Annotated in this window: 18 protein-coding genes; 5 read left to right on the forward strand and 13 right to left on the reverse strand. The window is 63.2% G+C overall.

Features of this window, described 5'->3' with window-relative positions:
* Positions 1 to 301: 301 nt before the first annotated feature.
* The 7 genes from AC1Q7F_RS31880 to AC1Q7F_RS31910 all read right to left on the reverse strand — a co-directional run bounded on the left by AC1Q7F_RS31880 (position 302) and on the right by AC1Q7F_RS31910 (position 7,853).
* A complete protein-coding gene (locus AC1Q7F_RS31880; RefSeq protein ID WP_492512575.1) occupies positions 302 to 1,546 on the reverse strand; it encodes a ComEC/Rec2 family competence protein in 1,245 nt (414 codons plus the stop codon).
* A 2-nt stretch (positions 1,547 to 1,548) separates the two neighbouring features.
* A complete protein-coding gene (locus AC1Q7F_RS31885; RefSeq protein ID WP_492512576.1) occupies positions 1,549 to 3,951 on the reverse strand; it encodes a TonB-dependent receptor in 2,403 nt (800 codons plus the stop codon).
* A gap of 96 nt (positions 3,952 to 4,047) precedes the next feature.
* A complete protein-coding gene (locus AC1Q7F_RS31890) occupies positions 4,048 to 5,088 on the reverse strand; it encodes a FecR family protein (protein ID WP_492512577.1) in 1,041 nt (346 codons plus the stop codon).
* On the reverse strand, positions 5,085 to 5,615 hold the full coding sequence (locus AC1Q7F_RS31895) for an RNA polymerase sigma factor (RefSeq protein ID WP_492512578.1): 531 nt from the start codon (positions 5,613 to 5,615) through the stop codon (positions 5,085 to 5,087). Before AC1Q7F_RS31895 ends, AC1Q7F_RS31890 begins: the two co-directional genes overlap by 4 nt.
* 154 nt (positions 5,616 to 5,769) lie before the next feature.
* Positions 5,770 to 6,672 (reverse strand): calcium-binding protein, encoded by a 903-nt coding sequence (locus AC1Q7F_RS31900; RefSeq protein WP_492512592.1) that lies wholly within the window; start codon positions 6,670 to 6,672, stop codon positions 5,770 to 5,772.
* Positions 6,673 to 6,753: 81 nt separating this feature from the next.
* The gene (locus AC1Q7F_RS31905) at positions 6,754 to 7,296 is read right to left on the reverse strand and encodes a FecR/PupR family sigma factor regulator (protein ID WP_492512579.1); all 543 of its coding nucleotides are present in this window, start codon (positions 7,294 to 7,296) and stop codon (positions 6,754 to 6,756) included.
* A gap of 245 nt (positions 7,297 to 7,541) precedes the next feature.
* Positions 7,542 to 7,853 carry a sigma factor gene (locus AC1Q7F_RS31910; RefSeq protein ID WP_492512580.1) on the reverse strand — a complete coding sequence of 104 codons (312 nt, stop codon included), beginning with the start codon at positions 7,851 to 7,853 and terminating at the stop codon, positions 7,542 to 7,544.
* A gap of 101 nt (positions 7,854 to 7,954) precedes the next feature.
* Between AC1Q7F_RS31910 and AC1Q7F_RS31915 the strand changes: the two genes are divergently transcribed.
* Positions 7,955 to 10,129: a TonB-dependent siderophore receptor gene (locus AC1Q7F_RS31915; RefSeq protein WP_492512581.1), complete on the forward strand. Its 2,175-nt coding sequence runs from the start codon at positions 7,955 to 7,957 to the stop codon at positions 10,127 to 10,129.
* Between the two features lie 353 nt (positions 10,130 to 10,482).
* On the opposite strand, the gene AC1Q7F_RS31920 is transcribed toward AC1Q7F_RS31915, so the two are convergent.
* The 6 genes from AC1Q7F_RS31920 to AC1Q7F_RS31945 form a co-directional block, all read right to left on the reverse strand.
* On the reverse strand, positions 10,483 to 10,800 hold the full coding sequence (locus tag AC1Q7F_RS31920; protein WP_492512582.1) for a 2Fe-2S iron-sulfur cluster-binding protein: 318 nt from the start codon (positions 10,798 to 10,800) through the stop codon (positions 10,483 to 10,485).
* A gap of 49 nt (positions 10,801 to 10,849) precedes the next feature.
* Positions 10,850 to 12,406 carry an alpha/beta hydrolase gene (locus tag AC1Q7F_RS31925; RefSeq protein WP_492512583.1) on the reverse strand — a complete coding sequence of 519 codons (1,557 nt, stop codon included), beginning with the start codon at positions 12,404 to 12,406 and terminating at the stop codon, positions 10,850 to 10,852.
* Between the two features lie 16 nt (positions 12,407 to 12,422).
* The gene (locus AC1Q7F_RS31930) at positions 12,423 to 14,669 is read right to left on the reverse strand and encodes a TonB-dependent receptor (protein WP_492512584.1); all 2,247 of its coding nucleotides are present in this window, start codon (positions 14,667 to 14,669) and stop codon (positions 12,423 to 12,425) included.
* A 620-nt stretch (positions 14,670 to 15,289) separates the two neighbouring features.
* A complete protein-coding gene (locus AC1Q7F_RS31935) occupies positions 15,290 to 18,358 on the reverse strand; it encodes an efflux RND transporter permease subunit (protein WP_492512585.1) in 3,069 nt (1,022 codons plus the stop codon).
* A complete protein-coding gene (locus AC1Q7F_RS31940; protein WP_492512586.1) occupies positions 18,355 to 19,359 on the reverse strand; it encodes an efflux RND transporter periplasmic adaptor subunit in 1,005 nt (334 codons plus the stop codon). The genes AC1Q7F_RS31935 and AC1Q7F_RS31940 overlap by 4 nt, the downstream gene beginning before the upstream one ends.
* 193 nt (positions 19,360 to 19,552) lie before the next feature.
* Entirely contained in the window at positions 19,553 to 20,170 is a 618-nt protein-coding gene (locus AC1Q7F_RS31945; protein ID WP_492512587.1) for a TetR/AcrR family transcriptional regulator, read from the reverse strand.
* 100 nt (positions 20,171 to 20,270) lie between these two features.
* Here AC1Q7F_RS31945 and AC1Q7F_RS31950 point away from each other — a divergent pair, with 100 nt between their 5' ends.
* From AC1Q7F_RS31950 to AC1Q7F_RS31965, 4 genes are all read left to right on the forward strand, one after another.
* Entirely contained in the window at positions 20,271 to 21,617 is a 1,347-nt protein-coding gene (locus tag AC1Q7F_RS31950; protein ID WP_492512588.1) for an efflux transporter outer membrane subunit, read from the forward strand.
* 151 nt (positions 21,618 to 21,768) lie between these two features.
* Positions 21,769 to 24,168 (forward strand): TonB-dependent receptor, encoded by a 2,400-nt coding sequence (locus AC1Q7F_RS31955; RefSeq protein ID WP_492512589.1) that lies wholly within the window; start codon positions 21,769 to 21,771, stop codon positions 24,166 to 24,168.
* A 22-nt stretch (positions 24,169 to 24,190) separates the two neighbouring features.
* Positions 24,191 to 24,856: a response regulator transcription factor gene (locus AC1Q7F_RS31960; RefSeq protein WP_492512590.1), complete on the forward strand. Its 666-nt coding sequence runs from the start codon at positions 24,191 to 24,193 to the stop codon at positions 24,854 to 24,856.
* 7 nt (positions 24,857 to 24,863) lie between these two features.
* Positions 24,864 to 26,216: a sensor histidine kinase gene (locus AC1Q7F_RS31965; RefSeq protein ID WP_492512591.1), complete on the forward strand. Its 1,353-nt coding sequence runs from the start codon at positions 24,864 to 24,866 to the stop codon at positions 26,214 to 26,216.
* Positions 26,217 to 26,497: the final 281 nt, after the last annotated feature.

Raw genomic sequence — 26,497 nt, forward strand, 5'->3', positions numbered from 1 at the left:
TAACATCAACCCGCAACGAGCCAGAACCTCCACTCACAAAATCATCCAACCGTCCCATTTGTTTCGACGACGGACACGGTCGAGCATCTGCGTAACGAGACTTCATTGAACGACGAAGCCATGCTGACCGCCCGCTACGGGGATGGTGCGCCGGTCCAACCGGGCAAGCAGATCATCTTTTCGCCGGACCCGGCTTTCATCCATCGGTTCGATCGGGAAGGAAGAACATTCAACACAAGCGCATAGCCCTTGCGATACTGAAAGCCGGCAGGTCATCTCGACAGTAGACGGACAGGCAGTATTAGCACGGCACGATCATCAGCACCCGGTCCGCCTCGTCGTCGCTGCCGGTGACGATGGTGCGATAGCCGCCACCGGGATCGACGCGGACCACGACATGACCGTCGCGGCTGGCCATGCGCCGCACCAGCCGGCCCATGGTCTGTTCGGCGGCAGGCGACAGGCCGGTTGCATAGATCGCACGGGGACCGGGATAGAGCCGCTCGTTGAACAGTTGCTCCAGGGTGGAGATGCTGGGATGCGCCGCATGCCAGGCTGAAATGATCCAGACCCGGGCCGCCAGAGCCCGCACCATGGCGGGGCCGGCGGCATCGAACATGCCGTGATGGGGGGCGACGGCGACATCAACGGGCCCGGCGACGGCCGACGCCGGGGACAGCGCATCCATCCACGGCCGCCCGCCGCCATCGGCCCAGTCGGTCAGGTCGCCGCCATGGAAGTATCGGAACCGGCCGCTGGACAGCCTTATCGCGGTGGAGCAGGCATTGACATTGGGATGCTCGCCCAGGGCCAACTGGTCGCGCGGGGGGAAAACGGCACGCACGGCCTCGCCCTCGCCGGTCCAGACGATTCCCTTGGCGGCCAGATTGCGCACGGCGAACAGGGCGGGGTCGCCGCCATGGCAGGGGCCGAGCTGCTGGCCGCTGCCCACCTGGAACCGCTCGACATGGCCGCCGCGCGCCGCATGGTCGCGGATGAAGGCCACGTAATTTTCCGACGCGTCCTTATCCTCGAACGGCGGATAGCCGTAATCGGGATAGTCGGGATCGATGATCCGCGCCACAGGCAGCAGCGACGCCACCTCCGCCACACCGGTCAGCCGATAGGGGCGGCCCGGCGCCTGGGGCGTCTCCTCCCCCACCCCGCCGATATGATCGGGATGCAGATGCGTCACCAGCAGCATATCCAGCCCCTTATGCCCCGTATCGGCCAGACGGCGCGCGGCATAGCGGGCGATCCATTCGCCCGCCCGCCGCTGCGGCCCCGGCCGGGCCGGCAGCATGGCGGGGTCGGGTCTGGCGCTGGCCCCGGCATCGATCAGCAGGCTGGTCCCATCGGGGCCGATGACCAGCGTGGCATCCCCGCGCCCCGTGGCGATATGGTGGATGTCCAGCAGGCCCGGCCGCCAGGGCGACAGCGGCTCTCCCACCCGGTCAGCCCCGGCGGCGCTGGCCAGGACGGGAACCGGGGCGGCGGCGACCGCCGCCAGCCCGGCCAGGATCGCGCGGCGCGTCAGGAATGGCATGATCAGAAATCCCAGGTCAGGCTGACGCCGAATGTGCGCGGTTCCCCCAGATATTCGGCCAGCACCGTCTGGGTCGATGGGGTCAGCAGGTAATCCTTGTCCAGCAGGTTGCGCACAAAGGCCGTGATCCGCCAGGGCCCGTCGGCGGGCGTCAGTCCGACGGACAGGTTGACCAGATCATAGGCCCGCACCCGCAGATTGGGATCGGCCGAAGCACCGGTGAAATAGCCCGAGGTGCGGGAATAGACGGCCGCACCCGACAGCGCCCCCCAATCGCCCAAGGGCGCATCGACCATGGCCGACAAGGATATCTTGTGACGGGGGGAGGAACTGAGCGGATTGCCGGTATAGACGGCGCCGCCGGGAATGATGAAATCATCATAGCGGGTGTCCAGCAGCCCATAGCTGCCAGCCAGCGTCAGCCCTTCGACGGGGATCACGCGCGCTTCCAGTTCCACGCCCTTGGACGTGGCCTCGGCGGCGTTGGTGATGGTCAGGATGCGGGTCAGGTTGTTGAAGAACAGTTCCTGCTTGTCGGTGTAATCCATGCGAAAGGCGCTGGCATTCAGGCGCAGCCGCCCGTCCAGCCAGTCGCTTTTCACCCCGGCCTCGACATTCTCCACCTTTTCCGGATCGAACGGGGTGGTCAGCGCCGACAGCGTGGCGGCGTCGGTATTGAAGCCGCCGGCCGTATAGCCGCGCGAATAGCTGGCATAGGCCAGGAAATCGCGGGTGGGTGACCAGCGCAGGATGGCGCGCGGCGTCACCTCGCCCCAGGTCGCCGTCAGACCTTCCGCCGCGAAATTATTGGCAGGTCGCAGCAGGTCACCGCGCGCCAGCGACGCCTGCTTGCGGTCATGGGTATAGCGCACGCCCGCCGTCACCGAGAGATTGGCCGGCAGGTTCACCGTGCCGTCGGCAAAGACGGCCAGGCTGCGGCTGTCGACGCGCTGGTCGGCCGTCTGGTGGGTGACCAGCGCGCCGGTGCGGGCCGCAAAGGCCTGGGTGCGCAGCAGGCGCTTGGCCACCTCGTCCAGGTAATAGGCGCCGACCAGGAAATTGCCTTGCTCCCATAGCGGGCTGGCAAAGCGCAGTTCCTGCGAAAAGGCGCCGACATTATCGGCATCATCGCTGACCAGTTGGCTCTGCGTGCCGGACAGGACGCTGTAATGGGCGCCGACATTGGAATAAAGCTCGCCGGTCTGCGCATGGCGATAGGCGGTGATGGACGTCGCCTGTCCGCCCATCACGTCCCAATAGAGCCGGGCCGAGCCGCCCTTCTGGGTGCGGTCGAAGCGCTGCGCCACGCCCATTTCGGAGGTGCGGCGGTTGCCATCGTCCCCGGCAGCGATGGAGGACAGGGTGCGCCCGCCATTGCCGTCATCGCCGTAATCGGCGGCCAGCAACAATTCCAGATCGGGCGACAGACGCAGCCGGGCCTGGGCGCGCAGGTTGGCGCTGTCCAGGTCGTCCTGTTCGCGGCCCGTCAGCCGGTCGCGCCCATAGCCGTCATGCCGACGCCAGGCCCCGGCCAGACGGAAGGCTGCATCCTCACCCGCCGGTACATCCAGCAGCCCCTCGGCCGCGCGGGCCTGATAATTGCCGATGGTGCCGCGCAGCCGGGCCGCCGGTTCACCGAATTCGGGGCGGCCGGTATCCAGCAGGACGGCGCCACCCGTCACGTTGCGGCCGAACAGCGTGCCCTGCGGTCCGCGCAGCACCTGGATGGAATTCAGCCCGAACAGCTCGAAATCGGCGGCGCTGTTGCGCGGCACGAACACATCATCGACGACGATGGCCACCGGCTTGTTGACGCCGATCTGGGTGAAGGTGTTGCTCGCGCCCCGGATGGCGATGGTCGGGCTGGACTGGTTGAAGGCGGAGACCAGCAGGCCCGGTGTCACGCGTGAGATGTCGCGTAGCCGTTCCAGCCGCAAGGCATCGATGGCCCCGCTGCCAAACGCCGTCACGGCCACGGGCACATCCTGTCCGCGTTCGGCGCGGCGCTGCGCGGTCACCAGGATCTCCTCCAACTCCAGTCCCCCACCATCGGTCTGCGCGCGGATCGGCAAGGGCTGTGGCTGGATGATGATCGCACCGGTCGCCGCATCCACGCGCCAGGACAGGCCCGACCCCGCCAGCAGCGCGGTCAGCGCCTGTTCCAGGCTGGTGGCGGCATTGACGCCCTGGGTCTGGCGCCCGCGCACCAGATCGGCCGGATAGAGGATTTCCCGGCCACTGTCGCGGCCCAACTGAGTCAGCGCCAGGTCCAGCTCCTGGGCGGGAATGGTGATGGGCGGCATTTGCCGGTCCTGCGCCATCGCCGGCCCACCGGCCAGAAGCGCCATGGCGGAAATACCCGCCAGGATATGGCGGCGAAGGGAGCGATGAAAATCGGGGCTCATTGCAGATCCTTTGAACTATCGACCATTCCCGGTCATGTCATTGTCAGGAACGCCGGCCCGGATCACTCCCTCACCAGAATTTTTTTGTTATTTTTATTACAGTGCTTTGGGTTTCAATATTGTATTACCGTCCTTCGTCCGCCTCATCTCCAGCGGGAACAGTTCCGTCATCAGGCGGGCGAAGCGCTGGGGATCGCCGACGCGGAAGGTGCCGCTCAGCCGGTGGCGGCCCGTGGCACCATCGGCCAGCAGGATCGGCCGGCTGGCATAGCGGTTGATCTCGGCCACCGCCTCGGACAAGGGCGTATCCTTGAAGGTGATCAGCCCTTCGCGCCAACTGGTCAGCGTCGCCACGTCGGCCGTCCTCACCCGCACCGGCGCGCGCGGTGCGGCGACCAGCACCTCGCCCGCCGACAGGGTCTCGACCTGCGGCAAGGCGGCGGTCGGCTGTTGCGGTTCCACCCGTACCGTGCCCTCCAGCATCGACACCTGCACCCGCGCGCCATCCATGCGGACATCGAAGATGGTGCCCACGGCGGTGATGGTCCGGTCCCCCGCCTCCACCCGGAACGGGGCCGTGCGGCCATGCGCCACCGTGAACAGGGCCTGCCCGCGCAACAGCCGCACCGTGCGCGTGGTCTCGCTATAGGCGACCTCGGCCTGGCTGGCGGTGTTCAGCACCATCACCGATCCGTCCGGCAGGGTGATGGTCGACCGTTCGCCCACGGCGGTGGCATAGCGGCCGGTCTCGGCCAGGGTGGCCGTCGCCTCGGCAACCGGCTGCGCCGGCTGCCCGCTTTGCTGCGACAGCAGCCAGCCGCCCACGGGAAGGGCCAGCATCAGCACCGCCGCCACGGCGGCCAGCGGCGGACGGTACCGGGCCAGCGGTTCCGGTCGGGCGGACAGGGCGGCCCGGCGCAGATCCATGATCTCTGCATCCGCCGCATGCGCGGCCAGGATCGCCAGCGCATCCTGTGCCGCGGCCAGGGCTGCGGCATGGGCGGGGTCCGCCGCCAGCCAGTCATCAAGCTGCCGGGCCCGCGCCGGGGTCAGGCCCTGTTCGGCCTCCAGCGCCCAACCGGCGGCGGCGGTGGTGGCGGCGGCGGGGTCCGACGGCTGACGGTAATCGTTTCTCATAGGGACCGCCCGGCGCGGGCTGCCAGATGGGCCAGCGCCTTCAGCACATGTTTCTCGACAGCACTGACCGAAATGCCCAATCGCCGCGCGATCTCCGCGTGGCGCATATGCTCCAGCCGGGCCAGCACGAAGATATTGCGCGTGCGCTCGGGCAATTCCAGCAGCCCGGCCAGCACCAGCCGCAATTCCTGCCGTCCCTGCGCTACCTGATCGGGTGCCAGGTCGGGCACAGCGTGATGCTGATCGTCATAGGTGTCGTGGGCATTGCTCAGCCGGACATTGGCCCGCCGCTGTTGATCGACGGCAACCGACGCTGCCGTTTCGAACAGATATCCTGCGACATTCTCCATATCGGCCAGACCGCGCCGGCGCGACAGGCGCACGAACACCTCCTGCGTGGCGTCCTCCACCTCATGCACCGACAGGCGCCGGCGCAGGAAATAGCGGCGCAGCGCCGGCCGGAATTCCTCCGACAGGCTGGCGACCAGGGCCTGATCGGCTATCTCCGCTTGCTGGGGTTTCGCCATGATCCTCTGTGCCACCGGCCATCGTGAAGGGGATGTTCCCTCACCAGGAACGTTGGCGGCCCATCAATCCTCATCATCGCCGACAGAAATTTATACCGGTGCCCGATAAGCGTCGAGATGAACAGGTGGATCGGATCGGCCAGCGGCCGAGGGGTCAAATGATCAGTTCCGCACTGGTAATGCTGGTAACGCCAGTGATTGCAACCTCCAGGTCCGAATTGCCATCACCGTCATGATCGGCCAACAGCATTATGTCGTTGCCCACCAGTTCCCAGCGCAACTCTCGGGCGACACCAGAGAAGACGGTGATGCCGATCCAGACGAAGGCCTGGATGTCGGCCGTGCCACTCTCGGCGTCCAGGGCCGACAGGTCGAGCTTGTCACCGTCGCTCGCCATAAAGTCGGTAACAACATCGCCATCATCAATGGCAAAGCAATCCGCCCCTGCCCCACCGGTCAAGGTGTCAGCCCCGATGCCACCATCCAGCGTATCATTGCCGGCGCCGGTGAAATCGCTCGTGCCCATATAGGCCAGATTTTCCAGGGTAGCGCCAAGCGTGAAGGCGGCAAGGTCCGTCTCTACCTTGTCCGTGCCCTGGCCGGCCGCCTCAGTAACAATGTCGTCCAGGTCATTCACGAGATAGGTGTCGTCGCCAGCGCCGCCGGCCATGGTGTCGGCGCCGGTACCGCCATCCAGGCGGTTGGCGCCGGCATTGCCGGTGAGGATGTTGGCCAGATCGTTGCCGGTGGCATTGATGGTGCCGCTCCCCGTCAGGGTCAGGTTCTCGACATGCGCCGACAATGTATGGTTGACGGAGGATTGGACATGGTCCGTGCCCTCGCCCGCCAGTTCGGCGACGATGTCGCCAACATTGTCGACGATGTAGAGGTCATCCCCCTCCCCGCCGACCAACGTGTCGGCACCGCCGCCGCCATTCAGACTGTCATGGCCCAGCCCGCCGGTCAGGATGTTCGCCGCCCCATTGCCAGTCAGCAGATTGTCCCCATCATTGCCGGTGGCGTTGATGGTGATCCGCGCCGGGTTTGACGCAGGCACCAAGGCGTCGGTTCAGGATCACGGGGCAATGCTCAATCAATGCGAGCTGTTCTTGAAACACATGCGCAACACAGAGATCGCCTAGAGCTGTTTTCGGTTGTGTAGCGCGTAAAGCATATCCATCAGGTGACGGCGGTCAAAGGACAGGACCTCCGTCTCCCGCCAGCCCAACAAGGATCCGTCACGCGGGTCGGCGAAAAGCTGGACGGAAACCGCCTCTCCCCGATCAATCGGCGCCGATCCGACGATGGTGATGCTATCATCCGCTTGGTTTGGCATATCCAGGAAGCGCGCCGTGAAGCCCGGCAGATGCTGCGACGCTGCCACCAAGGCCCGATCCAGGGCCAGCGCCGCTATGGCGGATCGACTGCCAGGCCGCGCCCGGCGGGCAGCCGCGACCGTCAGCGTTTCGCGTTCTACCCCGTCCAGCCGATCAAAACGCGCGGCCAGACCCCGCATGCGATCCAGCGCCACACGGTGCCTTGGGTCCTGGCCGCACCAGCGCTCACAGGCTTCATGCACCTGCCGGGTGACATCCGCATCACCCAGAAGGGCGGCCCAATGGGCGGCGCGCGCCACAATCTCAGCGGTTGGCTCAGCGTTTGGAACCGCCCTGGCCGACATCACACCTCTGCGTAAGCCAGGGCATAGCATCGGGCGCTAGCCGCGGCGATGTGGCGCTTCACGGTGCGGTCCGACCAGGCCCAATGCAGTGGCGATGTCCGCATGGGCCATCCCCTCAAGGCGCCGCAACAGAAACGCCGCCTTGTTGGCGGCGGCAGTATCCCGTGCAGCAACTGCACCGCCTCCGCGACGCGCTCCGGTGTCAGGTGGTCGGCGGTGCCAAAACGGTCCCCCAGCACATCCAGCTAAGCCCGCTCCACCTCCCGTGCACGAATATCGTCAATCAACAGCCGTCGGGCCACCGTTGCCAGATAGCGCTTGGTATCATCGGGCAAAGCCGGGCGGCGTTCCAGCAGCCGGCAGAACGTATTCTGCGCCAGATCCGCCGCCCTTTGCGGACAACGTGTGTGCCGCCACAACCAATCGCGCAGCCAGCCGCCATGCCTGGATAAAGCCCGCCAATATCCGCAATGGCGTCGCCCACCCCAACCCCCGACCGGCGCCGATGATCGACATCGGATTGAACCCGATGGAATGGGCCCTCCCACAAAACCCATGCGCCCACCGCATCATCCGTATGCATGTGCTAGTCATTTGCATTCTCATAATTTCACCATAAAACAACTGCGAATGATTATTAATATATATGGAGCCTGTGATGTCGTTCCCGTTCATTCCCGTCCCGGCCGTGCGGCTGGCGTTTGCCTCGTTGCTGATGGCCGGCGTATCCACCCCGGCACTGGCCCAGACCACCGATACGGCAAATGACACGCAGGTGGCGGAAACCATCGACCGTGACCAGATCGTGGTGGTGGGGGAACGCGCGCGGCGGGCCAGCGGCGGTACCAAGACCGACACGCCGCTTGCCAGCACCCCGCAATCCATCGCCGTCATCACGGCCGAACAGATGCTGGAACGCGGCGCCCTGTCGATCCAGGATGTGCTGCTCTACAGTGCTGGCGTGCGTTCCGACGCCTATGGCAATGACAGCCGCGTCGACAGCTACCTCGTGCGCGGCAGCCGGCCGCTCCAATACCTGGACGGGATGCGCACCTCCTACGACAGTTACAATGTCGCCCGTGCCGACACCTATATGCTGCAACGGGTGGAGGTGGTTAAAGGCCCCGCCTCGGTCCTTTATGGCCAGGGCAGTGTGGCCGGCGTGGTCAACCTGACCAGCAAGCGCCCGGAATTCACCGCGGCGAACGAGGTGATCCTCAGCTATGGCAATTATGATCGCAAACAGGCACAGTTTGACCTGACCAGCCCGATCGACGAGGCGGGAACCCTGGCCTTCCGTGTCACCGGTCTGGTACGCGATGCGGGGACCCAGGTCGATCATGTCGACGATGACCGCTGGTTCATTGCGCCACAGCTGACTTGGCGCCCCACCGACCGAACGGAAGCCACGATCCAACTCTACCACCAGAAGGATGATACGGGTCTGACGACCCAGTTCTTCCCCTGGTCCGGGACCTTGTATGACAATCCCAATGGCGAGATCGGGTTCGACACGTTCATCGGGGAGCCGGATTTCGACCAGTACAAATCCGAACAGACCAACGTCTCCGCCTTCCTGGCCCAGCAGATCACCGATTGGCTGCAAGCGCGGCAGAATTTCCGCGCGGCCTGGAGCGAGATCACCTACCAGACCATCTATTCAAATTCCTTCAGCAATCCGCTGAACCCGTTCCTGTCGGCCGGGCAGACGGGCTATACGGGACCGCAGCGCAATGTCGGCCGTTATCTTTCCGGCTCCTACCCCGATGTGCGCATCCTGTCGTCGGACACCCAGCTACAGGGTGATTTCGCCACGGGCGCGGTCAGTCACACCCTGTTGGCTGGCATGGACTGGCAGGAATACCACCAGGACCTGGAACAGATCACCAGCCGCCTGACCACCCCTATCGACCTGTTCAACCCGGTCTATACGGGCGGCTTCACGGCCCCGGCCCGCACCAAGGGCAACACGTCGGAGCAAAAGCAGATCGGCTTTTATCTGCAAGACCAGATCAAATGGCAGGGCTGGAACCTGCTGTTGGGCCTGCGGCATGACAATGCCCGCTCCTACACGCTGACACCAGCCGGGGTGAAGACCACGAAGAAGGATACAGCCACCTCTTACCGGGCTGGCCTGTTGTATGAAATGGCAGGCGGCTTCGCGCCCTATGTCAGCTATTCGGAAAGCTTCCTGCCGGTGTCGGGCACCAACCTGGCGGGCGACCCCTTCGACCCGCAGATCGGCAAACAAGTGGAAGCCGGCGTGAAATGGCAACCGCAGAAGGATATCCTGGTCACCACGGCCATCTTCGACCTGCGCGACACCAACCGCGTCACCACCAGCCCCACCAATCCGCTGGACCGTGTGCAGACGGGTGAAATCAAGGCGCAAGGCTTCGAGTTCGAGGCCCAGGCCACCATGTTGGAGCATTACACGCTCAGCGCCAGCTACAGCTATACCGACGCCAAGACCTCCAAAAGCAATGTGGCAACGGAGATCGGCAAGCCGGCCAGTTCCACCCCCCGCCACATGGCATCAGCCTTTGTGATCCGCACCTTCCCGCTGGAGAACAGGGCAGAGGTGAAACTGGGCGGCGGCGTGCGCTATGTCGGCACCCAGACCGATCAGAACAGTGCGCGCACCATCATCATCAACACGCCGGCCAACACCTTGGCCGACCTGATGCTGTCCTACAGCCTGGATGCCTGGCGCCTCAGCCTGAACGTCAACAACCTGACGGATGAGAAATACATCTCCACCTGCCTGGCGCGCGGGGATTGCTTTCTGGGTGCCCGGCGGTCCGTGGTGGGAAGCGTCGGGTACCGGTTCTGATACCAGGCGATATTACCTGACCATGAAGGCGGAGAGAGGGATGGCCAAGCCCTCTTTGCGATCACGTCCCGCTGCATGAGGAAACAGCAGAGGCATGACTGGAACGCGACCATCGTTTTTTCGGCCAAAGCAGGATGACGGCACCCCTTCCGCATGGCTGGCAAGAAGACCAAGGCCCTGGTGGGCTTGGGATATCTGAGCGTTGGACCGGGGCTGGGTGGCAATTCCCGGCATGGCGGGTATAAGGTGGATGCCGGTCTGCTCCCCCACGGTGGATGCCCTGTCACCGGGCTTGATAGCCCGTTAGACAGGCCGGGCCCGGAACAGACCATCCCATCTAAACCTGACACGCTCTAATCCGACGGGGCGATGGTCACACGCAGCCCGTCCATGTCCATCGTCACGGATATCTGGCAGGACAGACGGGAACCGGGTCGCCTTTGATCCAGACTGTCCAGCAGATCCTCCTCATCCGGCCCGACGGGTGGCAACAGGGCTATCTGGGCGGGGTCCACCCACACATGGCAGGTGGCACAGGAACAGGCGCCACCGCAGATGGCCATCAGGCCATCGAAATCATGGTCGCGGATGACTTCCATCAGGCTCCGGCCCGGCTCGGCCTGTATGGCTCGGCCTTGGCCATGCGGGTCAGTGATGATCAATGTCGGCATGGTTCCTTCCTTCTAGGGGACGGACGGGTTGACAGTTCGGCATACGCCGTTACGGCCGCCGGATCGGCCCTGGAATGGCGGGAGGATTCGTAGCATTCCACCAGTCGCGCACCGCCTGGGCGGAATGCGGCCGGGCAGCGGGATATTTCTCCAGAAGCCCGGGCGGCAGCCCTTGCCCGCCCTCGCGCATCACATGGTTGAGGAAGCCAAGGCTGATGGCGGCAATGGTGTTGGTCGCCGTCCATCCATCCTGCACGCCATAATACCGGTCGCGCAGCGGCCGACGGGCCGACAGCGGCAGGTCCAGCAGACCGATATGACGCACGCCCTCGATCCGCAGCCGCGTCACCGACGCCGTGGTCCCGGCTGCCGACCAGGGTTCGTATACGAAGTCGTTCAGCGCATAGCGCGCGTCGCCATGGCCGTAGCGCACCCAGTCATCATGGATCTCCAGCAGCGGCATGCGCACCGCTGCGTCATAGAGCGACCAGTCGAACTCCTCCCCATCCATGTTGATGGCGGCAGGGCAGCCCGGATCATGGTGGCAGGTGGACGCGGCGACGGTACCGCCGAACGACATGCCAACCTGGCCGACGCGGGCCAGATCGCCACGGCTGGCCACAGCCTGGATGGCCGGGCTCACCCGTCCTTGGCGCAGGCTCTCGAGCAGGAAACGCGTGTCGTCACGCCAGGCGTTGAAACTCTTCATCACCCGGTGACGGTCGAAATCCGCCATATAGCCGGGCAAGGCCGCCGCCCGCGCCGCCATATCCCTGGCTTCCCAGAAGGTGATCATGCCGGCCGTTGGAACACTGGCCGCCGCCTTCAGGGACGATGGCGGGATGACCAGCCCGTCGGCAAAGCGCAGGGTAACCGCATCATAAGGATGACCGATGGCGAAGACGATATAGCCATGACTGGCCAGCTTCTCCATCAGCACACTGTTCTGCCCCGGCCAGCACCAATAGCCATGGTTGAAGACCAGCACCGGCAAGGGCTCTCCTCCCGGAACGACCGGCACCCCCTGGAACGAATGGGTATCGATATTGCCCAGATGACCGAACATGAAGCCCGGCCAGCCGAAATTCCGGGCCAGGGTCGGGGCCACATCCCGGACCTCTTGTGCCGTCAGATAGGGGCGCTGGCGGGAGCCGGCTGGCACTTCCGCCGGATACCAGACGCGCACCTGGATGCGGCGGGCGCGGTCGGCCGGGTCCTCCATGACGCTGTGCCGTGCCGCGTCCACCAGTTCAAAGCCGTCCGTGCCCACCTGGTACCGCCCGTCCGGTGACGGCAGGTCGAACAGCGGCGACAGATAATAGGGCAGGACGACAGGCACCAGCGCCATGGCCGCCAGCCAGCCCCCCGCCCGCACCAGACGGGGACCCGCCGCCAGCCAGCGACGGGCCAGCGGCGGCACGCCGGCCAGCAGCAAGACCAGCAGCAGGCCGGGCACCGCCTGCCACATCCCTTGCCAGAAGGACAAAAGCCCCGCCACCAGGGCCAGCCCCAACAGGGCCGGGCGCCCGCGCCGCAACGGCACCGACCAGATGCCGGCCACGGCCAGGATCAGGGCTGCTGTCAGCATCAGGTCGGAGATCAGCATGGGCATCTCCCTGGCCTCAATTGCCCATCAAGGCGTCGAGCGTGCTGGTCAGGCGCAGACCGAACCGGCGCGGCGGCGTATAGACCATGCGCCCCCGATAACCGACATCGACCCAGCCGATCGAGGTGTAATATTTCTCGTTCAGCACATTCTCGAAATAGAGGCTCGCCGACCAGCCGTCGCCCCGCACCCCCGCCGCCACATCCACGGTCTGATAGGAGGGCAGGAAATAGGCCGGGTTGGGCAGAATGCCCTGCCAGTAGATCCGGTCCTGGAACGTATAATCGACGCGGAAGTCGCCCGTCAGCGTATCGGTCAGGGCCGGCATGTAGGCCGCACCCAGCGACACGGTCCAGGGTCGCACATTGGGGATGGCGATGTTGGCATAGGAGGTGCCGTCGATCGACACCTCATCGACGATGGCCTTTGTATAGCCCACCGCCGCATGCAGCGTGACCTCGGGCATCGGCCGCAATTCGGCCTCCAGTTCAAAGCCCTTGGTGTGGGCCTTGCCCGCATTCAGGTCGTAATAGATGTTGAACGGATAGGGATTCAGCGCCGGGTCGATCAGCGCCTCCACCTGCAGGTTGCGGTAATCCATGTAGAACAGGCTGGCATTGGCGGTCAGGATGCCACCCAGGAAACGACCCTTCAGCCCGATCTCGTAATTTTCCAGCTTTTCCGGATCAACCTCTGCCGGAGCGCCGACACTGATCGACTGCGCATCATTGCCATAGCCGGCGCGGTAGCCCGTGGAATATTGGGCATAGCTGGTGACCATATCGTCCAGGTCGATATTCAGCGCCACGCGCGGGGAGAAGCGGGAAATCTTCGACCGGCGATAATCGCTGTCGGCCAGTGCCGGCAGGGACAGGTTCATGTCCGCGATATCGAAGACAAAATTATCGCCGATGCGGTTGCGCTCGATGGAATAGCGCGTACCAGCCGACAGGTGCAGCCAGTCCTTGATGTCCCAAAAGGCGTTGGCGAACAGACCCACGCTCTCGATACGGTTATAGGCGTAGAAAAGATAGGCCGGCTTGCTGGCGCCGGCCACAACCGGGTTGCCGCCATTGACGGCCCACAGACCGATATTGTCACCGCCCGCATTCTTCAGCGTTTCGCGCATATAGCTGACGCCGCCGACCCAGTTGATGGGGCCGTCATAGCGGGAGGTGGTGCGCAGTTCGATGCTGTCTGCCGTGGTTTGGCGGGTGCGGTCGGCGTACCACCAGGCATATTCGGTCTGGTCGTAATCCTCCGCATAGCGCAAATCATAATCGAAATGGCCGTAGATCAGGTCCAGCACATGGCTGTCCATCTCGTAGCTGGCGCGCAGCGAGGCCGTCCAATCCTCGATCCGGGTGAATTCGTCGGTATCCTTGGAAACCTTGCCGCCATTGTTGCCGACATCCGACAGATAATCGACCGGCCCCGGATAGGCACCGCCCCAACTCGCCAGCGCACCTGTCATATAGGTCTGAAGTGCTGGGCTGGTGAAATCATGGGCGACCCAATCCTCCATCCCCCGACGCAGGTTCTCGTAACCCACGGCCGCATCGATGGTCAGGCGTTCGGTCGGCTGAAACCGGGTGGCAACACGGCCACCGGAATTGTTGTAACCGGAATCCCCACCCGCCGGGCCGATATTCTCCATGGCGCCGCCAATGTGTTCGTAAAAGCCGGAGACGCGAATGGCGGCCTTCGGGTTCAGCGGGACATTGATGGCGGCTTTGCCCTGAACCGTTTCAAACCGGCTGATATCCAAGGACGCCTCGCCGTCCATTTTGGACAGGGTGGGCTTCTTCGTGATGATATTGATGGAACCGCCCAGCGAGTTGCGACCGCTCAGTGTGCCCTGCGGGCCGCGCAGCACTTCGATCCGCTCCACGTCATTCAAACGGGATGACAGGATGGCGCTCGTGCTGGTGGCGCCATAACCCACATCATCCACGGTCACGGCGATGACGTCGTAATTGCCGCTGGCGAAGTTTGAGATGCCGCGAAACGTGACCGACTGACCATAATAGGCGCCGGAATTCACGAAATTGGCATTGGGCACGGAACGGATGAAATCCTCGACACCGTTGACCCGGCGGGCCTCCAGCTCCTCCGATCCCAGGGCGGAGATGGAGATGGGCACGTCCCGCAATGACTGCGCGCGCTTCTGCGCCGTCACGATGATCTCTTCCAGAACCAGCACCTCGCCGGAACTCTCCGCACCCCAGGCTGGAACCGAGCCGGCAACTGTCATTGCCAGCATGAACGGCAAGCTGCGCTTAGCAAGCAACACAAATGACATCTTTAACCCCCTGTTCGAATTTTGGGGGAGCATGACGACTATCCTGAAAGCCCGCATAGCAGATTGGGCGGGCTGTTTCGCAATCGACACATATGTTGAAAATAAGTGTCTTAATGGGAAGAGACGGCCCGCGGCGGCCAGGCAGGGCCGAAACCCGCCGCGACGCCCAGCCTGTCGCCACGCGGTGCAATAGGCACAGAAAGATGGTAAACGGGTACCGAGAGAAGAAGCCTGGTGGAGGAAGGATACCTTCATAAAAGGCATTTGACGCGACTTCTGGCCATGATTGCCCTTTTGGCATTCCTGTTCCGGTCGCTTGTGCCCGATGATTATATGCCCACGTCCCTTAGCGATGGTTCTCTTGCCGCGACCATCTGTACCTGAAGCCTGACCGACAGGCGCCCAAACCCCATCATTGTTGTTTTGAAACCCAATCCCATCCGGGGGTGACGGTGACTACGTGCTGCGCTTGCGCCGGGTTGCCGCCATGCTTGTGGCTTCACACCAACGGAAACCTCATAAATGAAGAAGAGACGATCTTTGCATTCGACATGATGGTTTCTTTCATGGGGATGGGCTGCTCAGCCTTGTGAGGCGACGGGCTTGATCTTGAACCAGATGGAATACATGGCCGGCAGGAACACCAGGGTCAGCACAGTACCCGCCAGGGTGCCGCCGATCAGGGTGTAGGCCAGCGTTCCCCAGAACACCGAATGGGTCAGCGGGATGAAGGCCAGGATGGCCGCGAGCGCTGTCAGGATCACAGGCCGGGCCCGCTGCACCGTCGCCTCTACCACCGCGTTGAAGGCGGACAACCCTTCCTCTTTGTTGTGCTGGATCTGCCCGATCAGGATCAGCGTGTTGCGCATCAGGATGCCGGACAGGGCAATCAGGCCGACCAGGGCATTGATGCCGAACGGTTGCTGGAACAGCAGCAAGGTCGGCACCACGCCGATCAGCCCCAGCGGGCTGGTCAGGAACACCATGACCATCGCCGACATCGACCGCACCTGGAAGATGATGACCAGCAGGGTCAGTGCAATCATGATCGGGAACAGTGGCAACAAGGCCTTGGTGGCCTTGGCGGATTCCTCAATGGAACCAGCCTGTTCGATACGGTAACCGGGCGGAAGCTGGGCAATGACCGGCTGCAACTGCGCCAAGATCACGGTGGAGACGTCCGGCGGCTGCAAACCGTCAGCGATGTCGCCCCGCACGGTGAGGGTGGGTGTGCGGTCACGCCGGCGCAGGATGGGGTCTTCCATGCGGATATCGACACTGCCGACCTGCGACAGCGGAAGGCGCTGCCCCGCCGAACCCACCAGGGTGAAATCGGCGATCCTGGCCGGGTCCAGGCGGATATCGCCGGCGGCGCGGCCAACCACCTGCACCGAGCGGATATCCTCGCGCACCTGCGTCAGCGGCACCCCGCTCAACAGGAACTGCAACTGCAAGCCCACGGAATTGGAGGTCAGCCCGACCGCCTGCAACCGGTCCTGATCCAGGGTGAAATGCAGGGTGGGAACGCGCGAACCCCAGTCCGTATTGACGGTGCGCATCATCGGGCTGGCGCGCATCACCTCTTCAACCTGCTGGGCGATCACCCGCAACTGATCAGGGTCCGGCCCCATGACGCGGTAAGCGACAGGAAAGGGCGATGGCGGCCCGAACACGATCTGGGTGACGCGCACCCGGGCCTCCGGTGCCAATCCGTCGGCGGCGGCCTGGCGCAGCCGGTGTTTCAGGGTCTCCCGTTCCTCCTCATTGCCAGTCAGCACCACGATCTTAGCGAAGGACGGATCGGGCAGTTCCGGCGACATGGCCAGGAAGAAGCGCGGTGCCCCTTGGCCGATATAAGAGGTTACGACCTTGGCTTCTTCCTGCTTTGCCAGCCAGGCCTCCACCTTCGCCGTCGCGGCACTGGTCTGCTCGATGGCGGTGCCATAGGGCATCTGCACCTCGACAAGAACCTCCGGCCGATCGGATGTGGGGAAGAACTGCTTCTTCACAATTCCCATGCCGACCACGGACAGGACGAAGGTGCCCACAACCGCACCGGCCACCAGCCATTTGGCAGCGATGACGCGACCCAGTACCCGGCGGAAGCGATTGTAATTGCGGGTATTATAGATGGCTTCGTGACCACCCTCGACCGGCTTGATGTCCGGCAGCATCTTCACGCCCAGATAGGGGGTGAACACCACCGCGACCACCCATGACACGATCAGGGCGATGCCGACGATCCAGAACATGTTGCTGGTATATTCGCCCGCCGTAGACCGTGCGAAGCCATTGGGCATGAAGCCGATGGCGGTGACCAGCGTGCCGGACAGCATGGGGGCCGCCGTGTGGCTCCAGGCATAGGCGGAGGCTTTGACCCGGTCATAGCCCTCCTCCATCTTCACCACCATCATTTCAATGGCGATGATGGCGTCGTCCACCAGCAGGCCCAGGGCTAGGATCAAGGACCCCAGCGTGATACGGTCAAAATTCTTGCCCGTCGCCGCCATGATGATGAACACGGCAGCCAGCGTCAGCGGTACCGCCGCGGCAACAACGATGCCGACCCGCCAGCCCATGCTGACAAAGCAGACCACCATTACGACCAGCAGGGCGACAAAGAATTTCACCATGAACTCATCGACCGCCGAGCTGATATTGACGGCTTGATCGGTCACCTTCGTCAGCGACATGCCCAGGGGCAGTTCCGCATTGATCGCGGAAACCTCCGCTTCCAGCGCCTTGCCCAGGTCCAGCCCATTCCATTCGTCGCGCATGACGATGCCGAGGAGCAGCGTCGGCTCGCCATTGTTGCGCACCTGGAAGGTGACAGGATCTTCATAGCCCCGTTCAACCGTCGCCACGTCCGACAGTTTCAGGGTCCGCCCCTGGGCAGTGATCGGGGTCTGCCGGATCTTCTCCAGCTTGTCGAAGGCACCATCGACACGGATGAATACCGCCGGCCCCTTGGTTTCGATGGAACCGGCGGGGGTCAGCACATTCTGATTATTGAGGGCGGCGAAAATGTCCTGCGGGGCAACACCCAATGTCGCCAGCTTTTCATGGGAGAAGGAGACGAAGATGCGCTCGGGCTGTTCCCCGATGATATTGACCTTCTTCACGCCGACCACATGCAGCAGGCGCTGGCGCAGGGTTTCCGCGTCACGCACCAGCAGGCGCTGCGGCTCCCCCTTGGCCTTCAGCGCAAAGAGCGCGAAGGTCACGTCGGCATATTCATCATTGACCAACGGGCCGATGACACCGGCGGGCAAGGTATTGGCCTCGTCAGAGAGCTTCTTGCGGGCCTGATAAAACTCCTCCTGCACTTCCGACGGCGGGGTGTTGTCGCGCAGCACCACCATCGTGAAGGCCAGACCTGGGCGGGTGAAGGTCTCCGTCCGGTCATACCAGCGCAGTTCCTGCATGCGCTTTTCCAGCGGCTCTGCAATCTGGTCCTGCATCTCTTGCGCCGTGGCACCGGGCCAGGCGGTGACGACCGTCATCTGCTTGATGGTAAAAGGGGGATCTTCCGCGCGTCCAAGCTGGAAGAAGGCGAGAATGCCGGCACCCGTGATCAGCAGGATCAAAAACAGGGTGATGGAACGTTCCCGCACGGCAAGGGCGGAGAGGTTGAAACGGCCTGTGCTCACGGACGGGCTCCTTGGGCGGAGGCTTGGGGCTGGCCGGCGACACGCACTATCTCGCCATCGCGCAGCATGTGTGCCCCCAGCGAGACGATCAGGGTGCCCTGTTTGAGCGCTCCGGCAACGCGCACGCTGTCATTATCGAGCTGCTGGACGGTAACTGTCTGCCATTTCACCTTTGTCGGCTGTCCGTCGATGACCCAGACGCCCGGCCCCTTGCCGGCATCGAACAATGCGCCGACCGGCACCTGCATGTCGTTCTGCGTGGGGGTGATGCCATCGGCAACCCGGATGGTGACAGTGGCGCCCAGGGGGGCGTTGGCCAACTCTCCCTCCAGCACGTAGCGTGCCTCATAGGTGCGGGTCAGCCGGTCGGCCACATCGGAGAGTTGGCGTAGGGTGGTTGGAACCGAAACCCCCTGCCGGCCGAACAAGGTGGCCTGCCCGGTGGAGCCGATGGACGGGCGCAGGGTTTCCGGCAGTTGGACGATGGCCTCCCGTTGCCCGGCATGGGCAAGGCGCACCACCACCTGCCCGGCACTGACAACCTGTCCGGGTTCGGCCAGGGTTTCCATGATCACGCCGTCGGCATCCGCTACCAGTTCGGCATAGCGGTTGGCGTTCAAGGCCACTTCCGCCTGCGCTTGGGCAGCCTTGAGCTGGGCGCTGGCGGCGTCGGCCGCCGCCTTGACCTGATCATAGGCAGAGACCGAGATGGCACCGGTCCCGCGCAATTCGCGGTAACGGGCTTCGTCCTGCGCCGTCTGCTGCGCCCGTGCGCGGGCAGCGGTAACGGCTTCCTGCTGCGCATGGGCGGCGAGCTTCAGATCAACCGGGTCAATCCGCAGCAGCAACTGCCCGCGCTTGACGGTCTGCCCGGCATCCACAAGCCGTTCCAGCACCTTGCCGGGCACACGGAACCCCAGATCGCTTTCGATCCGGGCCGCGACAGTGCCGGTAAAGGCGCGTGAGGCGACGCTGGCATTCTGAACAGCGGCAACGCGCACCAGCGGCGCTTCGGTACGAGGGTCGGCATGCGGTTCCTCGCCGCATGCAGCCAACACAAGGGGCAACGCACAAAGAAGGGAGGAGGCAACGATGCGACGGCGCAGCATGAGAGTCCCATCAGCAAGGGGGGCAGGGGTCTCATACTGAATAAAGTGACTAATTTAGTCAATAGTCACTATCCGTGTGCCTGCGTCATGGGGACAGGCTGCGCAGCACAAGGCTGGACAATTGCAACGGCGCGTCATCGGCGTGGTTGACGCTGTGTTGCAGGAACAGCGGGTTCAGATAGGGGCGCATGACCAGATAGATCGCCCTGGCGGTCTCGTCGAGCGGCGTCTTGCGCTCGAAATCCCCGGATGCCCGACCTTCAAGCAGGACCTCCTTAAGCAGATTCTGGAGCCGGTCCTCATAAGCGACCACCGCCTGCCAGCGCTGCGTGGCTGCCGATACGGCGATCTCGTAGAGTTTGCGGTCCTGGGAGAACAGGCGGAGGCTCGCCTCGATGCCGACTTTGAACATACGCCGCAGCTTCTCGGACGGCTGGGGGGCTTCCGCCACGGCAGCCCTGATCTCCCCCTCAATCCCGCACAGACAGCTGGAACAGATGCTCTCCCCGATGGCCTGCTTGGATTCGAAGAATTTGTAGATATAGGCCTTGGAGAAACCGATGGCCTTGGCGAGGTCGGAGACAGTGGTCTTCTCGTAACCGTACCGGCTGAAATGCTCGGTGGCAGCGCTGACAATCTGGTCCCGCACATCATGGTCGGCCGGACCACGGGCCGAACCGGGATAGGTGGCTGCTTTGTTCATGGCGTGATGCTTATCTCCAGCATGGAAATTGCGGAACGAGTGACCATTTGGCATATTGGTCACCGAAAACTATTCTAGCTCTCCTTCCCGGAAGAAGTCCATGCTGCCCATCCGCCTACTCACCACTGCCCTTCTCGCATCCAGCCTGCTGGCCGGCTGTGCCGTCGGCCCCGATTATGCCAAACCGGGAATGCCCCTGCCGGGGCACTATATCGGTCAGGCGGCCGTGGCAGGGCGAAATGCTGCAGCCAGCGCCGATATCGCCAGCTGGTGGACCGGCTTCGGCGATCCGATCCTGACGCGATATATCACCCAGGCGCTGGAACAGAACCTTGATCTGGCGCAGGCCACGGCGCGGGTGACCCAGGCCCGCGCAGGATTGGGCGCCGCCAATGCCGCCTTGTTGCCGTCAGGCAATGTCAGCGGTCAGGCGGCCAGGGCCTATCAATCCGTTGAAACGCCGCTGGGTCAGGCCCTGGCTTCGCAGCCGGATTTCGACCGCACCGGCAACGCCTATGAGGCCAATCTCGGTGCCAGCTGGGAACTGGACCTGTTCGGAGGCCTGCGTCGCGGGCGCGAGGCGGCACTGGCTGATTATCAGGCAGCGGAGGCCGGCTTGGCGGCCACACGCCTGACCGTGGCAGCCCAGACCGCCGATATCTATATCACCATCCGCGGTCTGCAAACCCGCCTCGCTGTCGCCAGCCGGCAGGTGAAGACCCAGCAGGACCTGCTTTCGACCGTCAATCACCTCTACAGCAAAGGTCTGGCCCCCGAACTCCAGCTGCGCCAGGCGGAAGGGACATTGGCACAGGTTCAAGCATCTGTGCCGGTTCTGCAAGCCGGCCTGGATTCCGCGATGAATGCACTGGATGTGATGCTGGGCTCTCCCGCCGGCACCCATCGGGCCGAACTGGTTGACGCCCGTGCCATTCCCGCAGCCCCACAGATCACGGTCACCGGGTCGCCCGGTGACCTGTTGCGCCGCCGGCCCGACCTGATTGTGGCCGAGCGGCGTCTGGCCGCATCTAACGCCCGTATCGGCGCGGCGATTGCCGAGTACTATCCCAAGCTGTCCTTGAGCGGGTTAGTTGGCAGCGCGTCGTCGCTGTCCGCTGGCAACCTCTTTACCGGCAATGCCACGCAAGCGACCGGGGTTTTGGGCCTGCGCTGGCGCCTGTTCGATTTTGGCCGCATCAACGCACAGATCGATCAGGCCAGGGGCCAGGAAGCCGAGATGCTGGCCGTTTATCGGCTGGCTGTGTTGAGCGCGACGGAAGTGCCCCCGGAAATCAGAGCTGCTGCGCCGGTTCACCTCTTCCAAGCAGCTTGCACGACACGCCTCCAGGCAGCCATGACAAAGGCGCAAATGCTTTCCTGTCCGCCGTCAGGCCCTTTGGGACAGAGGCGACTGATTGCGTCAGGAAGGATTTCTGGCTCATCGTAGTGACCGTAGGGAACACGTCGCTCCTGCACCACCGCTGGGGACGCGATCCACACCAGGCACGGAGACGTGATCCGTATGCGTCGCAAGTTTCGCGACAGACTCGGTTGTTAGATTGGCTTCCGATGACTATCAACTGTCTGAGGAACCAGCCATGCTGCACAGAGTCCTGCCTCTTACCGCTCTTGTACTACAGGTATCCATAGCGCTTCCGGCGCATGCCCAAGCGCAACAGGAGGCAGCGGGCGCCGTTCGTGGACGCATCGTGGATTCGGTTACGGGACGGGCGGTGCCGATGGCAACTGTACGCCTCATGCGCAATCAGCAGGTTCACGGCACGGTCAAAGCCGGTCCCACCGGAGAGTTTTCGTTCGATCAGGTGCCGGAAGGCGTGTATTCGGTCGAGGTGGAAGAGCAGGGCTACGTAAAGGCCGTGCAGGCGGATGTGCGGGTCGTGCTTCGCCGGGTGGCGGCCGTCGAATTCGCGCTGTTGCGTGGAAGCGACGACGTGATCGAAGAAATCGTTGTCTCGGCGCGCGCGACAGCAGGCGATCCAAGGGCGACGCCGAACACCGTGCAGTTGGAGCGTGAAGAGATACGACGCAATCCCGGCAGCGCTGGCGACGTGTTCCGTGCGCTGGACGTACTGCCGGGCGTCGTCGCGACGGGTGAGTTCTCAAACTTCACCGTGCGCGGCAACGGGCCCCGGGACAATCTGATCCTGATCGATGGCATCCCTTTCGATAAGGTCGCACATTTCGATGAGTCACTCGGAGAGGAGGAGATCAATGGCGGTGGACGATATTCGATCTTCGCCACGAACATCATCGGTAACGCCAAGTTTTCCCCAGGCGGCTGGCGTGCGGCCGAGGGCGGCAAGAATGGCTCGCTGCTCGAACTCGGGATCGCGGAGGGCAATCCTGAGAGTTCCACGACCGGCCTCCGCCTCGACATTATCGGCGTTGAGGCGGACTATGACGGGCCAAGCTACGTGTCCGATAATACAAGCCTGTTGCTGTCGGCCCGCCGGTTCGATTTCAGCACCTTGTTCAAAGCGATCGGGGAGAATGACATCGGCAAGATGCGCATGACTGATTTCATCGGAAAATCCGTCACCAGGCTGAATGACGATCATCGCCTTGAACTGCTGGCGATTTACGCCGGCGAGGATACCAAGCGCACGGTCGAAAATGCGCTGGCGTCTGAGAATTTTGAGGACGCGGATATCGGCAAGACGAAGCAACACAGCACGTTGCTCGGCGTGACCTGGCGATGGACGCCCGGTGAGGCCGCGCAGTTGCGCAATACGCTCTATTACCGTGACAGCGACATGAAAAGCAATCAGGGTGAGGCATTTCCGGATCTCGGGGGTGCCAACCCGACACCAGCGACGACGCCGGTCCGCGAGAACATACTGAACATCAAGGAGAGAGAAACGGAGATCGGCTGGCGCAGCGATTTCAGCACGCTGCTCGGTTCACAAGGACTCTTCTCCGCCGGCGCGCGGGTCGCTCGCGTGGATCTCAACTTCGACCATCGCCTCTCCGGCGACTGGATACGCTATGTATATGATCAGTCGGACTTTCGTGCGGACCCGATGCAGCGATATATCGTGCTGACGCCAGGGGAGTACAACTCGACCTTGAGCGCAGCGAAGACGCAGATTGCCGCTTATGCCGACTATGCCTGGACCTTCGGCGATTTAACAGCGACACCCGGAATTCGCTATGAGCGCGATGGGTTTACCGGAAAATCTGTCGTCGCCCCGCGCATGCTGTTGAGTTGGCAGGCAGATCCGGTCACCCGCGTTTGGACCGGAGGTGGCGTATTTTATCAGGCACCGCGTTATCTCGATATCGCCGCAGATCCGTCCAATCTCAAGCTGAAGCACGAGCGCTCCACGCAGTGGTCGGCGGGCATTTCCCGGCATCTGCGCGACGACCTGTATGTTTCGGCCGAAGGCTATTATCAGCGGCTCGACGATCTGATCGTGTTCGACGATCGGACCCTGAACACCGCAACGAACATCGGCAAAGGGTCCGCGGCAGGCCTGGATCTGATGCTGACCAAGCGCATGAGCCAAGAGTGGAGCGCGTCGGCGACCTACTCATTATCGCGCGCCCGCCGCGATGATAAACTCGGCGAAGGGAAATATGCGGCCGATTGGGATCGGCGACACGCGTTCGGTATCGTCGGCGCGTGGCAGCCGAGTGATCGATGGACATTCTCGGGGAAATGGAAATATGCTTCTGGCCGGCCCACCGATGCGTTTGTCGTGCACAACAACGTGCTGGGAGGTGCAGGCCCGGTGCGCTCCTCGAAGGAGCTGACGCGCACCAACACGGAGCGTCTGCCTGCCTATCATGCGCTGAGCCTGCGCGTGGATTACCAGCGTCGCTTCGGCCCGGTCAGCCTGGTTGCTTATCTCGACATCCTGAACGTTTACGGTCGCAAGAACGGCAACGCCTATGAGTGGAATGAGCGTCGCGGCGAAAATGTCATCGAAGGACTTGACGAACCGCTTCCCACGATCGGACTCAGGATCGAATACTGACTTCAGGCAAATAAACCGACCCATGAGATTGCTCATCATCGAAGATAACCAGCGTCTCTGCCAGGCCCTCGCCGAGGGCCTGCGTGCGCAGGGTTTCGCGGTCGACACAGCGGGCTCGGCGTCTGACGGGCTCGCAGTCTGGCAGGCCGCCGACTACGATGCCGCCGTGCTCGATCTCATGCTCTCGGACGGAACCGGTCTGAGCGTGCTGAAGGAAATGCGTGACCGGGGCAATATGACACCCGTGCTGATCCTCACCGCGCTCGGTACGATCGAGGATCGTGTGCGCGGTCTGGATTGCGGTGCTGACGACTATCTCATCAAACCCTTTGCCATGCAGGAGCTCATCGCGCGGCTGCGCGCGCTGTTGCGTCGTCCGGGGGCGGCATTGGGGCGCACGCTGACGCTGGGTAGCGTGAAGCTCGATACGTCTGCGCGCATCGCCACAGTCGCCGACACGCCGCTCGATCTGACACGCTCGGAGCTGGTTGTGCTCGAAGCGTTGTTGCGCAATCAGGGACGTGTTATCTCGAAAGAGCGACTTGGCGAATGCCTGTACGATTTCGAGCAGGAGCGCAGCGCAAACTCGGTGGAAACGCAAGTGCACAGGTTGCGTAAGAAGCTCGCGGCTGCGGGCGCCAATGTGTCGCTCCGGACCTTGCGCGGTCTGGGCTATCTTGCGTCCTGATCGCGGCATGAAGCGCGCGCCATCCCTCCTTCGCGCACTGGTCTTTCGACTGACCATCGTGGTCGTGCTGGCACTGGTCGGCAGCTACCTGATGTTGTACTTTGAATTTCGCGACGGTCTGATGGGTTTGGATGGACAGAGTATTGCTGTCCAAGTGCAGGACCTGCGTGCATCGATCGTGTCGGAGTCCGATCCACCGCGTCTCGCATTGCCACAATCCCTGCAAGAGTTCTACGCCCAACCGGATACGTTGAACGGTTATCAACTGCTGAGCACGGATGGCACCGTGCTGGAATCGGGCGGTTTCTCTGCCGCATATCTGCCGTTACCGGTCGCTCAAGGCGGCGGGCAGGTCGTCATGCAGTGGGAAACGGATCCGCTTTCGGGCAACAGCATCCTGGCGGCCGCGGTCAATCTCAATGATCGTAACGGCCGATACTGGTTGCGGGTGGTGCGGAATCTCGAAGATAAGGAGAGCTTGGTCGCCCAGCTCATGCTCGGCGCATTGGACGAGCTGTTTCCACTGATTGCCCTGCTGCTGATCGCTGTGGTCGGCGTCGTGGTGGTGACGGTATTGTCATCTCTTCGTCCCTTGCGCGCCGTTTCGCATCAGGCCTCGGCGTTGTCGCTCAGTCGTTTGGACGAGCGGTTGCACGCCCCAAACCTTCCTCGGGAGCTGGTTCCGCTCGTTCAGGCCGTCAACGCCTCGCTCGATCAGCTCGAAGCAGACTATCGCGTGCAGCGAGAATTCACGGCAAACGCTGCGCACGAGTTGCGCACCCCGCTTGCGACGTTGCGGGCACGGCTCGAGTCACGCTTCTCCGTGCGGGAGCTAGGCGATGTTGCGCTGGAATTGGAACAGCTCTCCCGGCTCCTGGAGCAACTGCTCTGTCTGGCACGCCTGGATTCACAGGAGCAGTTCCAGTTTGCGGCATTCGACGCCCACGCCGTGGCACTGGAAGTGGCGCGGGAACTGGCACCTGTTGCGCTCGAAACAGAGCACTATGTGACCGCCGCGACGCCCGACGCTTGCGTGCCTGCGCATGGGAACGCAACATTGACGCGCCTTGTCTTTCGCAACCTGATCGAGAACGCGATTCAGTATACGCCGCCAGGCACGTCAATCACGCTGTCTGCCGGGTCTGCCACTGTGATCATTGCCGATGACGGGCCCGGAATTGCCGCGCATGCCGCCGCTTGCCTGTTCGAGCGGTTCCGCCGCGGTCCCAATGCCTTGGGCCCCGGTGCGGGCCTTGGGCTGGCAATCGCGAAATGCATTATGGAGCGGCAAGGTGGGCGCCTGTCGCTTGACACAAACGCGCCCAGCGGCGCACGTTTCGTCATGCAGTTTACCACCTGATACCAGTTCCCACTGATCAATACCGATCAGTGGGCCTCAGGCGCCGGCCCCGCCATCCGGCGGTTTGGCTTACGCGGCATGTGCCGCGTGGCGGTGGTCGCCGCCGAACCAAATCCCGATGAGTTCGACCCAAGGCCGGTTTCCCCGTTAGCTGCTTGGGAAACGATATGGCCGTTGTTCCAGGTTCTGACCTGCTCCCTGGAAAGTACGCGTCCGGTGTGAGCCGCCTTGTGTTTGGTGGTCGGTAGCTGGGAGTCTTTGCGTAAGCGCGATAGCGCGGA

The organism is Niveispirillum sp. GW835-FHT14G11 (genome assembly GCF_058793615.1).

Coding starts and splice junctions, on each gene's coding strand:
- AC1Q7F_RS31880 (WP_492512575.1), bottom strand. CDS start 1,546: ATGCCATTCCTGACGCGCCGCGCGATCCTGGCCGGGCTGGCGGCGGTC.
- AC1Q7F_RS31885 (WP_492512576.1), bottom strand. CDS start 3,951: ATGAGCCCCGATTTTCATCGCTCCCTTCGCCGCCATATCCTGGCGGGT.
- AC1Q7F_RS31890 (WP_492512577.1), bottom strand. CDS start 5,088: ATGAGAAACGATTACCGTCAGCCGTCGGACCCCGCCGCCGCCACCACC.
- AC1Q7F_RS31895 (WP_492512578.1), bottom strand. CDS start 5,615: ATGGCGAAACCCCAGCAAGCGGAGATAGCCGATCAGGCCCTGGTCGCC.
- AC1Q7F_RS31905 (WP_492512579.1), bottom strand. CDS start 7,296: ATGTCGGCCAGGGCGGTTCCAAACGCTGAGCCAACCGCTGAGATTGTG.
- AC1Q7F_RS31910 (WP_492512580.1), bottom strand. CDS start 7,853: ATGGGTTTTGTGGGAGGGCCCATTCCATCGGGTTCAATCCGATGTCGA.
- AC1Q7F_RS31915 (WP_492512581.1), top strand. CDS start 7,955: ATGTCGTTCCCGTTCATTCCCGTCCCGGCCGTGCGGCTGGCGTTTGCC.
- AC1Q7F_RS31920 (WP_492512582.1), bottom strand. CDS start 10,800: ATGCCGACATTGATCATCACTGACCCGCATGGCCAAGGCCGAGCCATA.
- AC1Q7F_RS31925 (WP_492512583.1), bottom strand. CDS start 12,406: ATGCTGATCTCCGACCTGATGCTGACAGCAGCCCTGATCCTGGCCGTG.
- AC1Q7F_RS31930 (WP_492512584.1), bottom strand. CDS start 14,669: ATGCTGGCAATGACAGTTGCCGGCTCGGTTCCAGCCTGGGGTGCGGAG.
- AC1Q7F_RS31945 (WP_492512587.1), bottom strand. CDS start 20,170: ATGAACAAAGCAGCCACCTATCCCGGTTCGGCCCGTGGTCCGGCCGAC.
- AC1Q7F_RS31950 (WP_492512588.1), top strand. CDS start 20,271: ATGCTGCCCATCCGCCTACTCACCACTGCCCTTCTCGCATCCAGCCTG.
- AC1Q7F_RS31955 (WP_492512589.1), top strand. CDS start 21,769: ATGCTGCACAGAGTCCTGCCTCTTACCGCTCTTGTACTACAGGTATCC.
- AC1Q7F_RS31960 (WP_492512590.1), top strand. CDS start 24,191: ATGAGATTGCTCATCATCGAAGATAACCAGCGTCTCTGCCAGGCCCTC.
- AC1Q7F_RS31965 (WP_492512591.1), top strand. CDS start 24,864: ATGAAGCGCGCGCCATCCCTCCTTCGCGCACTGGTCTTTCGACTGACC.